Here is a 17204-nt window from a genome sequence, read left to right on the forward strand (position 1 = left end):
AGCTTTAACTTCATCTTTTTCTTTAGCTATATAAAACTGAAAATGCACATGCTTAAATTTAAATTTGTAGGATACATAGTTCGTGCTGTTGCTATTTATATTAATTCCCTACATTTATAAAAAATCCGAATCATGAAACCTGTTTTATCATTTCTTATATTTTTATTGACACTAACCTCCTTATCAGCTCAAGACCAGTATATCTATTGTGGAAACTTAATAGACGTAAAGTCTGGTGAAGTCTTAACCTCTAAAACAATTATCGTTAAGAAGGATATGATCCATTCTGTAGAAGATGGGTTTATTAAAGTGCCTTCTAAAGCCAAATTGATTGACCTTAGAACCTCTACGGTACTTCCTGGTTTATTCGATATGCACGTCCATTTAGAATCTGAAACGTCTAAAGATAATTACATTAAACCTTTTACACTGAATGAAGCGGATGTTGCTTTTGAAGCTCAAGCGCACGCAAAAACCACTCTGATGGCTGGATTTACATCGGTGAGAGATCTCGGCGGAAGTGGTGTAAACACGAGTTTGAGAAATGCGATCAATAAAGGCTTGGTAGTTGGGCCTACCGTGTATTCATCGGGAAGAGCTATCGCAACCACTGGAGGTCATGCCGATCCTACAAATGGCTACAAAGCTGACCTAATGGGAAATCCTGGTCCAGCAGAAGGAGTGATTAATGGTGTTGAAGAAGCAAGGCAAGCTGTTCGCCAACGCTATAAAAATGGAGCAGACGTGATTAAAATTACTGCAACGGGGGGTGTTTTAAGCGTTGCCAAAAGCGGACAAAATCCTCAGTTTTTTGAAGATGAAATCAGAGCCATTGTTGAGACGGCCAATGATTATGGAATGATCACTGCTGCCCATGCGCATGGAGATGAAGGGATGCAAAGAGCTATACGAGCTGGAATCAAAACCATAGAACATGGAACTTTAATGTCTGAAGAAACCATGGAACTTATGAAAGAATACGATACCTACTACGTGCCTACTATCACCGCTGGAAAAAGTGTGGCTGAGCTCGCGGAAATTGAAGGCTATTATCCAGCTCTTGTTGTTCCTAAGGCTAAAGCGATTGGTCCAAAAATTCAAAGTACGTTTGAAAAAGCCTACAAAAAAGGAGTAAATATCGCTTTTGGGACAGATGCTGGAGTGTTTAAGCATGGGAACAATGCTAAGGAGTTTGGCTATATGGTAGAAGTTGGTATGCCAGCTATGGAAGCCATCCAGTCGGCGACGATTATTCCTGCACAGTTATTAAAGGTTGATGCCTCTTACGGCTCTATCGATAAAGGTAAAATGGCTGATATTATTGCAGTAAAAGCTAATCCATTAGAGGATATTTCTACGATGACAGATGTTATATTTGTGATGAAACATGGAAAAGTGGTTAAACCATAATCGTTTTAGTTTTATAATGCTTACTTTTTAATTTCTTCTTGAAGGTTTGAATCTCCTAGACTTGCCTTGAGGATCTTAATTACCTGGTACTTTTTTTTTGTTTACCATAAAAAGTTGAATGTTACTAAAATTAACTATTATTTAATTTCGAACTAATTCTACAAGAATTTAAGATTTTGACCTCTATTTTTGTTCAAAATCAATCGTTATGAACAAAATTACTTATGTTTTATTTTTAACTCTTACTTTTTTTTACAGCCAGACCTACGCCCAAGGTTCAGGTAATGCATTAAGTTTGAATGGTTCAAATACTGATATTACTATAGCCCATAATAGTAATTTAGTAGATGAGAACACACTTAGTTATGAACTTTGGTTTAATCCATCAAGTTTTGGAGGTTATAAACAAATGATTGGGAAATCTGTTCATGGCGGTGGTACATCAAGAGCTCAAATGGGTATTTGGCTTGGTGGTTCACAATTAAATGCAAGAGTTGTAAGAACTGGTGGTGGTAGACTCAATTTGACAGGCTCTGGAGTTCAATTAAATAGATGGAATCATGTTGCTGCTGTCTATGGTGATGGCTTTTTTAAATTATACCTAAATGGTCAGGAAATTGCTTCAAGCGTCTCCACAGCATCATTAGTAACAAACACGGATCCTTTAAAAATAGGGTGTGATTTTGGAAGATGTGGTGGTGATGGCTTGAATTACACTTTTGATGGGGTTATTGATGAAGTAAGGGTTTGGAAAAAAGCTTTATCTGAAACTGAAGTCAGAGAAAACATGTGTAAAAAATTAGTCGGAAACGAAGTAGATTTAGGTGGATATTGGAGACTGGATGAAGGTTCGGGCTCGATAGTAGTTGATGCGACATCAAATTCTGCTGATGGAACTTTTAGCACTTCACCTCCATCTTGGTTGGTGTCTGGAGCTCCCATAGGTGACTCTAGTGATTTTTTCTATAATACTCCTATCAGTAGTAGTGATTCATTTATCCATTCTTCAACAGCTGGAGATACTTTTACTGTGAGTAATGTAACGGATTCTCCTGATGGGATTCATATTTACAGTGTGGATTCTTCTCCAAATACCGATAATGGCATCATCCCTTTAGGAATTAATGCTCATTATTATGGAGTTTTTGTTGCTAATAGTACTTCAGCAGAATATACTGTTGAATATGATTATTCTGATAATCCTTCATTTCTGAATTTAGTATCTGTAATTGATGAAAGCGATCTTGTATTAAATAAAAGAGAAAAAAATGATGAGATAGCTTGGCTAAATACAAACGGTAGCCAAAATATTAGTAATAAAACAATATCTACCTTAGATATATCTAGGCAAGAATATTATTTAGGTTATTCGAAATATATATTTAATGTTAATGGTGATTGGGAGACAGTGGGTAATTGGTCAAATAATGATTTACCTCCTGTAAATGCAGATGTGCTAATAGCTGCGAACGCTGATATTCTATCAAATCAAAATATTACTAATATTGATGTTAATTCTGGTGTAACAATTAATGTTACAACTGGGATAAATTTAAATATCCAAGGCGACCTTGAAAACAACGGTTCTATCACCGGCGACGGCGAAGTGGTTTTAAACGGCACTTCCGCCCAGGCTATTTCTGGTGGTGGTTCTTTTGAAAACTTGCGTCTCAATAACACCACTACAGTGGACTTTAATGATGCTTCCGATTTATTTGGGGTACTTTATGTAGACCAGGGCACTTTAAACACGAATGGCAATCTTTCTTTGCGATGTAATTTTGGAACACCTCCAAAAACCGCACAGATAGGTCCCGTAGGTGGTGCCATAGTAGGGGATGTCACTGTAGAACAGTGCTATCCCGCTCGACGCGCTTTTAGATTTTTGTCTTCATCTGTAACGACTTCAACTTCTATAAAAGAAAATTGGCAAGAAGGGGCATCTAGCTATACCGATAATCCAAATCCTGGATATGGAACGCATATCACAGGAGTGTCACCAGGTTCTGCAAATGCTATTGAAGGCCAAGATGGCAATAATGGGTTTGATTATAGCCCATCGGGGAATGCATCGATGTTTACCTTTGATAATGCAACACCAAGCTGGGATAGAGTAACAAATACGAATGGTGTTTTAACCGCTGGAGAAGCTTATCGCTTATTTTTAAGGGGCGATAGAAGTATCGACATTACACTTAATGAGTCACCTCCAACGGCTACTCGTTTATCAGCAACTGGAGTTTTGGCTATAGGAGCACAAACTGAAACAAACTTATCGAATACGGCAAATGCCTTTAACTTCATCGGTAATCCTTATCAGGCTCAAGTGAATGTAAATTCACTTGTAACGGGTTCTACAAATATATCTTCTGCAGAATATTACGTCTGGGATCCCACTCTTGGTGGTTCACCTACTCCGGGTTTGTCAGGAGGCAGAGGCGCTTATGTCACTGTAAATCTTCCATCAGGTACCAATTCTTTTAGTCCTTCAGGGACGAACAAAGGCTCTAATGCCAATCAGTTTTTACAACCTATGCAAGCCGCCTTTGTAAGGACAAATACAGATGCTCCAGCATCAGTGACCTTCCAAGAAGCTATGAAAGCGGTTAATGAGATCCAAACGGATGTTAAATCTAATAGTGTTCAAGAGTATATTAATATTCAACTGTTCAACGCAGAAGCCTTTTCACAAGGCAGCACACCATCGGATGGATTGAGAATTAACTTTGATAAATCCTTTAGTATCTTAACGGAAGACGATTCACCAAAACTTGGTAATCTGGATGAAAACTTAGCTAGAGTAGAAGGCAATGCTTTCTCAGCGATTGAGCGTAGACCACTTCCAGAGGCTACAGAAGAACTGCTTTTGTTTATCAATCAATATAGACGGGAGAGTTATGTGATGAAGTTTGATGTGACCGATAACTTAAATATAGAAGTGTTTATTAAAGACAGCTATTTAGAGACTCTCACTGAAATCACATCTTCAGAAAACACCTATAGTTTTGCAATAGAGTCTTCTATTCCAGAATCAGTGGCATCAGATCGCTTTAGCTTGGTGTTTGAACCGGTGAGTTTATCGACTGGAAATGAAGACTTAGTAAACCTAAGTTTATACCCTAACCCAACCAAGGGAAACTTTAGCATAAGTGGAATAGACTCGGGTCAAGATACAGAAGTAAAAATTTACAACCTGATAGGTCAACAAGTGTACACTGCAAAATCAAGTGGCCAATCTACACTAGAGATTACAGATTTCAATGGAACCACAGGGGTTTACCTTGTGAAGTTGAACACCAATCAAGGGGAAAAAACCTTCAAACTCATAAAAGACTAAGATCATGAAAATAAACAAATCACAGTATATAGCTCTAGTATTGGTTTTAGCCTTTATCCTGATTTCAGCAACCAGTTATGCCCAGTTAGGAGATGTTGGCTTTCCAGATGATGTAGATGATGAACCGGTTGCACCCATAAGTGGTCTTATCGCTTTAGGTCTAGCAGTAGGAGGTTATTTAGGGATAAGACAGGCGAGAAAACAAGACTAGCGAAAATCAGTAATAATACTACAAAAGAGAAAAACCATCTGAGCAATCAGATGGTTTTTCTCTTTTACTTAAAAAGTCTGGGTTAAAACTATTAACTATTATTTAATAGAATCGTTAAATTTCGAACTAATTCTACAAGAAATTGAGAACAGGAAATCTATTTTTGCTTAAAACCAATCTTAAATGAATAAAATTACTTCCGTTTTTATATGCTTATTTATTTCATTCTCACAATTCATTTTTGCACAAAATGGACCTGGTGGTGTGGGTGACGATGCTTCCAATAGATTTTGGTTCATTGCAGAGCAACTTAACCAAAGTGATGGCTCAGCAGTTCCTTTATGGTCAAATCTTGGTGGGAATGCTAACGACGCTACTTCGTTTAACAACGATCCAACCTATGTCACAAACTCATTGAATGGCTATGCTGCCATACAATTTGGTATTGGGGCAAATGCTGGATTAACAATTCCTGATAATACAGACTTGAATAATGGAGGGCCTTGGTCGGAGCGCTCGTTTTCAATAGTTGTTGAAACTGGAGCTGATGTGGCGACAAGACAAATGATTTACGAAGAAGGCGGAAGTGGAAGAGGGTTTAATATGTATATATTTAATGGAAACTTATACTACGGAGCGTGGAATACAAATAACGATGGTACAGCCTCACCATGGGGGTTTACTTCTTCCCAAACTCCAATAAACGCAAACACAAGTTACGTTATTTCTTTTATCTACAATGGAAATGATACGTCTACAGGCTCAGTTGAATGTTATTTGAATGGAACTCTTGTAGGAACTATCCCTAATATTGGATTTTTATATGGTCATGATCAAGCTGGCATTGGGAATTTAGAACAAAGCTCTCGTGTTGAAACTGGAGTGGTAAATTCTAATTTGCCTTTTGATGGTTTTGTATCAGAATTTGTTATGTATAACTTCAATTTAAATACAAGTCAGCGTATTTCGTTAGAAAACTACCTTTCTTCTAAGTATGATATTGGTATTTTTCCAGATGATATTTATGATCAAGATACAGCCTTAAATGGTGAGTATGATTTTAATTTGGTGAGTGTCAACAGGCAGAGTTCAATAGACGAACATTTAATAACTAATCAAGGTACGGGTTTAATCTCTTTAAACACATCTGCTCCACTCACTGATGGCGATTATTTCAGTTTAGGAAGTGATCTTAAAGATCAAACCTTTCTAGGACCTATAGTATGTAATCCTAGTAATCTAGATATATCAAGGTTGCAAACGACTTGGCGAGTAGATAAAGTAGGAAGTGTTACACCTAATATTAATTTTGATCTCTCACCAGCCAATATAAATGTTACTGACGTAAGCGAAATAACAATTTTAATAGACGATAATCCTAGCTTTTCAACACCGATTTCTCTAAATGCTTCAACACTAAGTCCTACGACTGCAACTTTTTCTGGATTAACTATAAATGATGGGGATTATGTAACGTTTGAAGTATCTGTAAACCTTAGTATTTTAAATACAAGAGCTGGTCTTAATCTACCCCAAGAATTAAGATTTGCTTTTGAAGCTAATACTATTGATCAAGCTGATGGAACTGATGTTGCTACTTGGATCAATGAAGGTGAAAACCTAAATGATGCCAGCACACAAACGAATTCGCCAAGTCTTTTAATGGATGTTAGTAATGGACAAGATTTTGTTCAGTTTTCTAGTGCCAATAATGAGAGCCTAGAGATTCCTGATAATTCAGATATTAATCAAGGTGGCGAACCTTATATAGAACGTACCTATTCTCTAGTTTTTCAAACCGGGACAAATGTTAATCCCAGACAAGTTATTTACGAAGAAGGAGGTACTACTCGAGGTGTAGTCATTTATATCTTAAACGGAGAGCTATATTTTGGAGCTTATAATGAATCTAATGATGGAGCAGGCTCCCCTTGGACATTTAGGTCAGTCATAACAAATGTTAATCCAAACACGACCTATGTTATGACCAATGTATTTAACGGTAACGATTCATCTACAGGGGTAATACAAACTTACCTTAATGGAAGTTTGGTGGGAACGACAACAGGAGTGGGATATCTCTATGATCATGGTGCAAACATCAGTATTGGACAAAACGGTGATGGAAATATATATGAAGGCGGAGGTGTTACAACTGCAAGCTATTTTAATGGACTATTAGGTGAATTTTTAATTTACGATAATGCTTTAGACACTAATCAAATAGATATTCTCAACAATTTCTTATTAGCAAAATATGGAGTCACTCCAACAGGTAATGATATATACACATACGACACTAACGGTGGAGGAGATTTTGACTTTAATCTATTAGGGGTAAGACAAACTTCAGCATCTAGACTAGATGAAACAACATACTCAACTGGTATTATTAAATTTAAAAATCCAAGTGTTATGGCGGTTGGTGATGCATTGATTGCTGCCAGTGATACAGAAGAGCAGACTACATTGAATACCTCTACTGTAGATTGTTCCAACACCTTAGCGGATGATTTTAGATTAACTACAACATGGAGAATAAATGTCTCTGGAACCCCTGGAACTATAGATATTGAATTAGATTTTGATAAAATTGATATTGAAGTAAATTCAGCTTTAGAATTGGATTTACTTATTGATGATAATCCAAACTTCACAAGTCCAACTAGGATAAGTGCTTCTGAATTTTGCTCGACTGCTCTTTATCAAAATGTAAACTTCACTAATGGAGAATATTTTACATTTGAGCGAACTGGAATTCAACCTGTCTTATGGGATGGGTCAAATTATAGTAATGGCTCAGGACCTTTAAACGAACCTACAGTTACAGACCAGTATAAGAAATTAGTGATCGACGGAGCTGGAGCTATTTTAAGTGAAGATGCTGCTTGTACATGCCTTAGTGTTACAGCGCCAAGCAATTTAAATACCAGTGGCTTTAATCTTAATATCACTGGCGATGTAAACAATGCAGGTATTTTAAGTGGCGATGGCGAAGTGGTCTTAACTGGAACTTCGGCACAGAGTATTTCTGGCGGCGGCTCTTTTGAGAATCTAAGATTAGACAACCCAACAAGTGTAGATTTTACAGACTCAGCAGATTTGTTTGGAGTAGTCTACGTAGATCAAGGCACCTTAAACACGAATGGCAATCTTTCTTTACGATGTAATTTTGGAACATCAGGAAAAACGGCTCAAGTGGGTCCTGTTGGAGGAACAATTGTGGGGGATGTTACTGTAGAACAGTGCTATCCCGCTCGACGGGCTTTTAGATTCTTATCTTCCTCAGTAACCACAGCAACGTCTATACGAGAAAATTGGCAAGAAAACCCAGCTGGATATAAGGATAATCCAAGACCTGGATATGGAACGCATATCACAGGAGTGTCACCAGGTTCTGCAAATGCTAGTGAAGGCCAAGATGGCAATAATGGGTTTGATTATAGCCCATCGGGGAATGCATCGATGTTTACCTTTGATAATGCAACACCAAGCTGGGATAGAGTAACAAATACGAATGGTGTTTTAACAGCTGGAGAAGCTTATCGCTTATTTTTAAGGGGCGATAGAAGTATCGACATCACACTTAATGGGGCACCTCCAACAGCTACTCGTTTATCAGCAACTGGAGTTTTGGCTATAGGAGGTCAACCAGTAACCAATCTATCAGGCGATGCAGGTGCTTTTAACTTTATAGGTAACCCTTACCAAGCCCAAGTGGATATAAATGTTTTTTTAACTAATTCAACAAACCTTTCAGAAACTGAGTATTATGTATGGGATCCTACCCTTGGTGGGCCTGCAAGTCCAGGATCTTCTGGAGGACGTGGTGCTTATGTAACAATTGACCCTTCAGATGGGAGCAATTCTTTCGATATAAATTTGCCAGGTTTAGATACATCTACAGCAAACCAATACTTACAACCAATGCAGGCAGCATTTGTAAGAACTGGCTCAGAAGGTACAACACCAGTGGTTTCATTCCAAGAAGATATGAAAGCAGTTGGAGAGATCCAGACGGAAGTTAAATCCTTATCACAACAAGAGTACATCAATATTCAATTGTTTAATGCAGAGGCCTTTTCACAAGGTAGCACTCCATCAGATGGACTGAGAATTAACTTTGATAAATCCTTTAGCATCTTAACGGAAGACGATTCACCAAAACTTGGTAATCTAGATGAAAACTTAGCTAGAGTAGAAGGCAATGCTTTCTCAGCGATTGAGCGTAGACCACTTCCAGAGGCTACAGAAGAACTGCCTTTGTTTATCAATCAATATAGACGAGAGAGTTATGTGATGAAGTTTGATGTGACCGATAACTTAAATACAGAAGTGTTTATTAAAGACAAGTATTTAGATCAAGTAACAGAAATCACATCTTCAGACAACACCTATAGTTTTGTAATAGATTCTTCTATTCCAGAATCGGAAGCTTCAGATCGTTTTAGCTTGGTGTTTGAACCGGTGAGCTTATCGATAGGAGATGAAAACTTAGTAAACCTAAGTTTGTATCCTAACCCAACCAAGGGCAACTTTAGCATAAGTGGAATAGACTCAGGTCAAGATACAGAAGTAAAAATTTACAATATAATAGGTCAACAAGTATACACTGCAAAATCAAGTGGCCAATTTACACTAGAGATTACAGATTTCAATGCTTCATCAGGGGTTTACCTTGTGAAATTGAAGACTAACCAAGGGGAAAAAACCTTCAAACTCATAAAAGACTAAGATGATAAAAATAAACAAATCACAGTATCTAGCCTTGGTATTGGTTATAGCCTTTATCCTGATTTCAGCAACCAGTTATGCCCAGTTAGGAGATGTTGGCTTTCCAGATGATGTAGATGACGAACCGGTTGCCTCCATAAGTGGTCTTATCGCTTTAGGTCTAGCAGTAGGAGGTTACTTAGGGATAAGACAGACGAGAAAACAAGACTAGTCAATAGGCTAAAACACTATAAAAGAGAAAAACCATCTGAGCAATCAGATGGTTTTTTGGATTAATTATCTCTATTCTTTTTTCGGTCCCTCAGTATTTTAGCGTACATCACCACAATGTAAATCATGATAAGAACAATACCTAGATAAACCCAATTCTCTTGAATGAATTCTGAAAATTCAAAAGCTCTGTAGGATTCATTATTATGGGGTTTGGGAAGTTCACTTTGCATAAATATGACTTTTATTCAAAGTTATAAACCTTTTATAAAACTACCGAAAGAATCACCGAAATTTAATTGAGTGTCGACTTGGTTTCTGTCTAGTTTTTTATGAACAGATAAGCCCCAAAGGATAAATTCCAACCAAAAGTACTTTTCAGCCTTATCATAATTGGAGACATATTCATTTAGCATTTCTTCTAAAGGTTTGATTTTATTGAGAGCTGATTCATATTCTGCATTAGAGTCATCTTCAAAAAACTGAACATCGTCATTCTTCATAAACCAATTCAAAACTTTATCATACGATTGGTCCTCATCTTGTTTCTCTAGTTTTTTGATTTCAGGAAAATATTTAGGATATAGATTTAAAATTGCAGCTTCTATAAGCTGTTGAGCAACAAATTCAGCGCCTTCTTCTTCTCCTTCGTAAACCAATTCTACCTTACCAGTGATAGCAGGTATAATACCATTAAAATCACTTAATCTGAGGCAGGTTTTACTATCTCCGTTTACAAGAGCTCTCCGTTCTGCAGTACTCATTAAGTTTTCGAAAGCAGTAATACTTAGTCTTGCACTTACACCACTTTTAGAATCTACATAATGACTTTGTCTTGCTTCAATAGAAATTTGTTCTAGTAAGGTTCTTGCTAAATCCGGAACAATAATATTTTCTTTTTTGAAGTCAGAAAGTTGGGCTTCCTGCTTGGTGATTTGCTTAGCAATCTCAATATCTTTGGGATAGTGTGTCAAAATTTGAGAGCCTATCCTATCTTTTAGAGGAGTAACAATACTTCCTCGGTTGGTGTAATCTTCTGGATTTGCGGTAAAGACAAATTGAAGATCCAATGCTAATCTTAAGTTGAAACCTCTTATTTGAACATCTCCTTCTTGAAGAATATTGAATAGAGCGACTTGAATTCTAGCTTGTAAATCTGGTAGCTCGTTGATGACGAAAATACAACGATTGGCTCTAGGGATCATTCCATAATGAATTACCCTTTGGTCGGCATAGCTCAACTTTAAGTTGGCCGCTTTTATAGGATCGATGTCTCCAATCAAGTCCGCAACAGTCACATCTGGAGTAGCTAGTTTTTCAGCAAAACGCTCACTCCTGTGCAACCAAGAAATAGGCGTATCATCTCCTTTTTCTTCAATAAGTTCTTTGGCATATAAGGAAATAGGGTGGAAGGGATCATCGTTGATTTCAGACCCTTCAACTACTGGGATGTATTCATCCAGTAGATTTAAGAGTTGTCTAGCTATCCTTGTTTTGGCTTGGCCTCTTAAGCCCAGTAAATTGATATTATGCTTGGACAAAATAGCCTGTTCTAGCTGTGGAATCACGGTGTGTTCATAACCAAAAATCCCTTCAAATGAAGATTTATCCTTTTTTAGGTTATGAATGAGATTATCTCTCAACTCATCTTTTATAGATTTGGATATATAAGAATTGGATTTTAAATCTCCAAGTGTCTTTAGTGCAGTCAATTGCATATTATATTTTTTTTCGTTTATTATTTTCGTAATCTTCAAAAATCATCTCTCCTAAGCCTTTGAGTCCAGAGAAGTATGCCCTACCTTGGTTGGACTTGGTAAATTCCCTTACAAATTTTTGCAAATAGGGATCAGAAGCAATCATAAAGGTGGTAATAGGTATCCTCAATTTTCTGGCTTGTGCAGCCATGTTGTAGCATTTTTTAGTGATGGTATCATCTAGGCCCGCACTATTTTTATAGTAGCTCCCATCCGAAAGTTTTAAGCAACTTGGTTTACCATCGGTGATCATAAAGATTTGCTTATTTGCATTTCTCTTTCTACTTAAAATTTTCATGGCTAGTTGAAGTCCTGCCACAGTATTAGTATGATAAGGACCCACTTGTAAATAAGGTAAGTCTCCAATTTTTACAGGCCATGCATCATTTCCAAAGACGATGATATCTAAGGTATCTTTAGCATATTTTGTAGTAATCATTTCTGCCAAAGCCATTGCCACTTTCTTGGCCGGTGTTATTCTATCTTCACCGTACAAGATCATACTATGACTAATGTCTATCATGAGTACTGTGCTCATCTGTGTTTGGTGATGTGTATCGTTAACCACCAAATCATTTTCAGACATCTTAAACTCATCGATGCCGTGATTAACTTGAGCATTTTTGAAGCTTTCGGTCATGGAGACTTGATCAAAACCATCTCCAAACTGAAATTCTCTCAAATCGCCTGTTTTTTCGTCGCCAAGTCCAGTATGTTTGGTTTTGTGCTTACCCGAACCGCTTCTTCTGAGTTTTCCGAAAATTTGTTCTAAAGCATGCTTTCTTATAGCTTGCTCAGTTTTATTGGTGATTTTCACTCCAGAATTACCATCTGGTTTAATTTCTTCACGGATATACCCCTTTTTCTTTAAGTCTTCTATGAAATCATCAATCGTATACTCTTCAGTGGTGATCTCGTATGCCTTGTCCAATTCTTTGAGCCAATCAATAGCTTCATCGAAATCGCCAGAGGTATGAGTGATCAATTCCATAAAGATGTCCAGCAGTTTATCAAACAAACTGGTGTTTTCTTCATGAGGTTTAAAAATGATACCTTTTCTATAATTTGCCATAGCCTAAAAGTACTTGAATTATAAAGAGCTAGAGAGTAAGATTGTGTTAAACTGTTTTTAAAACTAAACTAGATTTTTCTACGTTTTATCGAGGTACTTGTTTCGGAATTTGATCACTAGAGCTAAGCTTCTAATGAGCATCCATACAAAAAAGGCAATCCAAATCGCGTAGAGCTTGAGTCCCAGATAATCCAAAACTAACAGAGTTGGCCAAAATCCGAGGAATGTCGCAACGAGTAGAACGTTTCTGAGGTATTTTGCCTCTCCTAGACCTTTAAAAATCCCATCAAACATAAATGCAATAGCATTCACGGGCTGCATGATAAGAACTATCCAAAATACGGAAGAAAACAGAAGTAATACTTGCTCATCTTTATTAAAGATAAGTCCAATTTCATCGTAAAAAAGAGCACAAGAGCCAGCTAGAATCAAAGCAATAATTATAGCGTATTTGCTTATGTCTTTACTAAGGTTCCAGAGCTTGGTATAAGCTTTTGCGCCAAGTAGTTTGCCCCCAATTGCATTTCCCGCATTGGCATAGCCATCGATAAAAAAGGAAAAGAATAGCCAAATATTCATGAGTATGCTTTGTGCAGCTATGTAATTTTTTCCGTAGTCTGTAGCGTATGAATTGGCTAAGTAGATAGCGATATTTAAAGCTAAGGTCCTTAAAAACAAATTGGCAGCCATGGAAATTAGAGGCTTCAAATTGGGATTGATCTTCAAACTTGGCTTAAGATGAAAAGGCGTTTTTTTGTAGAAAAAATATAAAGCCATGACCAGCATTACTCCTTGGGCAATTACACTTGCAATCGCTGCTCCTTCCAAGTGTAAAGCAGGGATAAAACCTTCTATTCCGTAAACGAGTAAAAAATCCAGACCTATGTTTACAGCCCCTCCAACCAAGCTACATTTCATGGCCCAAAGTGTATTTTGGAGACCTCTAAAGACACCGAAAATCGCAAAGGTTACTAAGGTAAGAGGAAAGCCTAAGGCGCGTATTTTGTAGTAGCTTTTGGTGTAGTCTAAAATTAATCCTTCAGCATTATACGCACTAAAGATAAGTTCAGCAAAAAAGGCAGTCACAAAATAAATAATAAGACTCAGGAGAAAATTGAGTAAAATAGTTTGAGGTACTAAGGTTTTTACAGCATGTAATCGGTTAGATCCCAAGTGCTGTGAAACTATTGCTGATATAGCAGTTTTAGTTTGTGCTAAAATCCAAATAATAGCAGATAAGAAAGAGCCTACAATTCCAGCAGCAGCCAAAGCCTCCACAGCGTTTTCTTCTACATTACCAATAATGGCGATATCGCTGAGAGAGATGAGGGGTTCTGCAATACCCGCTACAATGGCAGGAAGGGCAATGGTATTAATTTCCCTGAAAGAGACTTTTGGTGTTTTTATGCTTTTTTTAGAAGGCATCCATTAGGGTTTCCAATTGCATCCCTCTGGATCCTTTTATCAAAATAAATGAAGATTTCTTAGGTTTGTTTTTCGATATAAAGTCAGTAAGGTCCGTTGTGGTTTTGAATGAAGATATATTTTCAAAGCCTTTTGATGCTTCAGAAAAATGCTCACCGCAGACAAGAATAGAATCAAAGTTTAAAGCCTCGCAGATTTTTAAGATTTGACGATGTTCCTCAAGAGTAGTTTCACCAATTTCAAACATATCCCCTAAAATAACAGTGTGAGAGGTTGCGCTCATTTTTTTGAAGCTATCAAGTGCAGCCTTCATGCTGGTTGGGTTTGCATTGTAAGCATCTAACAGAATCTTTAAGTCATTTTTTTCGATAACTTGGGAACGCATTTTTTCAGGCTCGAAATTTTCAATAGCTTCCTTAATTTCATCCTTTCCAACTCCAAAATAGCGTCCTATACCTATGGCAGCTGCAATGTTTTTAAAATTATACTCGCCTATTAATTTGCTTTTAATTTGAAGATGAGAATATTCTAATTCAACAAAAGGGTTGGCCTCCACAAAAGTGACTCTACAGTCTGATAGCGCTTTTTGGCCAATGCTATAATTTTTGTAATTGACAGCTTTTTTAACTTGAATGTCGTCGTCTCTGTTGAAAAAAATCAAACCATCATGTTGAATTAAATAGTTGTAAAGTTCAGATTTTCCTTTTATGACTCCTTCTATTCCCCCAAAACCTTCCAGGTGAGCTTTTCCAAAATTGGTGATATAGCCGTAGTTCGGTTCTGCTATTTTACACAGGGATTCTATTTCTTTTTGATGATTGGCGCCCATCTCAACGATGCCTAAATCCAATTCAGCAGTAAACGAAAGCAGAGTTAGAGGAACGCCAATGTGATTGTTCAAATTACCTTTAGTTGCTCTGACTTTAAATTTTTTAGAGAGCACTTCTAAAACTAGCTTTTTGGTCGTGGTTTTTCCATTACTTCCTGTGATCGCGACAATGGGTAGCTTGAGCTGTTTCCTGTGAAAATTCGCGAGATGTTGTAAGGCAGTAAGAACATTTTCAACCAGGATTTTACGGTCTCCTTGTTGATCTGGATCATCTATCACCGCAAAGGAAGCTCCTTTTTCCAAAGCTTCGTCAGCATAAAGATTAGCATCGAAATTATCGCCTTTTAAAGCAAAGAAAAGACAATTGGACTCTATTTTACGAGTGTCTGTAGAAACACCGCTGCTTTCAGCAAATTTTGAATATAAGTCTCTAATTGTTGTCATAATGAGAAATAAAAAAAGCCCTAATACAATATTAGAGCTTTTAAGTTGAAAAATAAATATATTTTAATTTCTTGTTCTTCGTCCTTTGTTAGATTTAGATCCGACTTTAGACATAGCATTTCTAAATCCAATGTCGTCTGTAGCCATATCTTGTGGGAAATATCTTCTTTGTGCTGGGTCTAACCAATACTCTCTGTCTTTCCAAGACCCTCCTTTATATACTCTTACGTGGTCATCGATAAGTGTCGTTCTTTTTGTAGAATCATCATAACGTCTGTCGATTTTACCGTCTTTAAGCGTCACTTCATTATCAGGAGAATTGTACATTTCTTCATCTTTTTTAGTATCTCCCTGTTCGCCATAATATCTTGAAGATGATTTATCACCATCTCTGAAATTAATATTATCACTTTTCGAAAATTGCGTTCTTAAATAGGTTTCTTGGTCACCAATACTAGTTTGAGCAATTTCTCCAGGAATATTTCTAGCCATAATTCTACCATTGCTTAAGGTGTCATAGATCACTTCATCTGCAGTTAAAACCTTCACTTTGCCATCCTCAGTAATAGCGTTTTTGGTATACACATTTCCTCTAAAATAATTGAAATCGTTATACTCGTTATCAACTCTAGGTCTGTATACATCCGCAACCCATTCAGAAACGTTACCAGCCATGTCATAAAGGCCGTAATCATTAGGCTCATAAGATCTTACTTCAGCAGTAATATCTGCTCCGTCATCACTCCAGCCTGCAATTCCACCATAATCACCTTGGCCTTGCTTAAAGTTAGCACGTTGATCACCGATGGTTTTTCTATCTCCCGATCTGGTATATTGTCCATCCCAAGGATATTTTTTTCTACCCCTGTAGGAATTATAGTCTCTTAAAGAACTCTGCCCTAACGCAGCATATTCCCATTCTGCTTCTGTAGGTAATCTATAAGCGGGAAGAAGTTCTCCATCCTTTCGTTGAACGTAAACATTGGTACTATCTGGATTATTTCTCAGCTTTCTGTCCGTTTCTCTTCCTCCTCTGGTAATAGAATCACTACCTCCGTATACTTTGCTTGGTGCGTTAAGATATGTTTCTGTACTAAAAACATTATCGGCACTACTATTTTTATAGGCATCTCTCGATGTGTATCCTTTATCTGATAAACGTTTTTCGTTAACACGGTCTGTTCTCCATTGACTAAATTCAGTTGCTTGAATCCAATTTACCCCAACAACGGGATAGGTATGAAAAGCTGGATGTCTTAAGTAATTGTTGACCATATTCTCGTTGAATCCTAAAGGATTTCTCCAGACCAAAGTATCCGGTAATGCACCTGCATAAATGTTTTTGTAGCGTTCTTCCGATGGAGGAAAAACTTGCTTTAACCAATCCAAATATTCAAGGTACATCACATTTGTAACTTCAGTCTCGTCGATGTAAAAAGATTGAACGTGTTGTTGAGTGGGAGTGTTATTCCAATCATGCATAACATCATCTTGGACTCTACCCATTGTGAAAGTTCCTCCTTCTACAAATAAAAGACCAGGTCCGGCCTCTTGTTCTTCATAGTCGGTTTTGAAACTCACACCTCCATCTCTACCACTTAGATCCCAGCCTGTGGCCCTAGAGCTGCTGTTATCTCTAGAATTATTGCAGCTTGTTGCAAGGATGGCAAATGAGGCAAGCATGCAAGATTTAAAGAAGTTTTTCATAATCATAATTTCGATTTTAATCCAAATTTTGTTCGCAATATAATGATTAACGCGTTATTAACAAGTAT

General features: G+C 37.2%; 11 protein-coding genes. 5 read left to right on the top strand and 6 right to left on the bottom strand.

The window, feature by feature from the left end; translation table 11 throughout:
• The first annotated feature begins 132 nt into the window (after positions 1 to 132).
• From PGOND44_RS09265 to PGOND44_RS09285, 5 genes are all read left to right on the top strand, one after another.
• On the top strand, positions 133 to 1410 hold the full coding sequence (locus PGOND44_RS09265) for a metal-dependent hydrolase family protein (protein ID WP_003440567.1): 1278 nt from the start codon (positions 133 to 135) through the stop codon (positions 1408 to 1410).
• Positions 1411 to 1618: 208 nt separating this feature from the next.
• On the top strand, positions 1619 to 4747 hold the full coding sequence (locus PGOND44_RS15010) for a LamG-like jellyroll fold domain-containing protein (protein WP_003440569.1): 3129 nt from the start codon (positions 1619 to 1621) through the stop codon (positions 4745 to 4747).
• 4 nt (positions 4748 to 4751) lie between these two features.
• A complete protein-coding gene (locus PGOND44_RS09275; protein WP_003440572.1) occupies positions 4752 to 4958 on the top strand; it encodes a hypothetical protein in 207 nt (68 codons plus the stop codon).
• A gap of 183 nt (positions 4959 to 5141) precedes the next feature.
• Positions 5142 to 9692 (top strand): T9SS type A sorting domain-containing protein, encoded by a 4551-nt coding sequence (locus PGOND44_RS15875; protein WP_003440575.1) that lies wholly within the window; start codon positions 5142 to 5144, stop codon positions 9690 to 9692.
• Between the two features lie 4 nt (positions 9693 to 9696).
• Entirely contained in the window at positions 9697 to 9903 is a 207-nt protein-coding gene (locus PGOND44_RS09285; protein ID WP_040556026.1) for a hypothetical protein, read from the top strand.
• Between the two features lie 61 nt (positions 9904 to 9964).
• On the opposite strand, the gene PGOND44_RS15715 is transcribed toward PGOND44_RS09285, so the two are convergent.
• From PGOND44_RS15715 to gldJ, 6 genes are all read right to left on the bottom strand, one after another.
• Positions 9965 to 10135 (bottom strand): hypothetical protein, encoded by a 171-nt coding sequence (locus tag PGOND44_RS15715; RefSeq protein WP_003440581.1) that lies wholly within the window; start codon positions 10133 to 10135, stop codon positions 9965 to 9967.
• 21 nt (positions 10136 to 10156) lie between these two features.
• Positions 10157 to 11620 carry a hypothetical protein gene (locus PGOND44_RS09290; protein ID WP_003440584.1) on the bottom strand — a complete coding sequence of 488 codons (1464 nt, stop codon included), beginning with the start codon at positions 11618 to 11620 and terminating at the stop codon, positions 10157 to 10159.
• A 1-nt stretch (position 11621) separates the two neighbouring features.
• Positions 11622 to 12731 (bottom strand): vWA domain-containing protein, encoded by a 1110-nt coding sequence (locus PGOND44_RS09295; RefSeq protein ID WP_003440589.1) that lies wholly within the window; start codon positions 12729 to 12731, stop codon positions 11622 to 11624.
• Positions 12732 to 12809: 78 nt separating this feature from the next.
• Entirely contained in the window at positions 12810 to 14156 is a 1347-nt protein-coding gene (locus PGOND44_RS09300; protein ID WP_003440592.1) for an MATE family efflux transporter, read from the bottom strand.
• Positions 14146 to 15429, bottom strand: a complete 1284-nt coding sequence (locus tag PGOND44_RS09305) for a UDP-N-acetylmuramoyl-tripeptide--D-alanyl-D-alanine ligase (protein ID WP_003440595.1) — start codon at positions 15427 to 15429, stop codon at positions 14146 to 14148. The genes PGOND44_RS09300 and PGOND44_RS09305 overlap by 11 nt, the downstream gene beginning before the upstream one ends.
• 63 nt (positions 15430 to 15492) lie before the next feature.
• Complete coding sequence (gene gldJ / locus PGOND44_RS09310) at positions 15493 to 17142, bottom strand: gliding motility lipoprotein GldJ (RefSeq protein ID WP_051044081.1); 1650 nt, start codon at positions 17140 to 17142, stop codon at positions 15493 to 15495.
• Positions 17143 to 17204 lie beyond the last annotated feature (62 nt).

The sequence above is a fragment of the Psychroflexus gondwanensis ACAM 44 genome (assembly GCF_000355905.1).
In the GTDB taxonomy this organism is placed as follows: Bacteria; Bacteroidota; Bacteroidia; order Flavobacteriales; family Flavobacteriaceae; genus Psychroflexus; species Psychroflexus gondwanensis.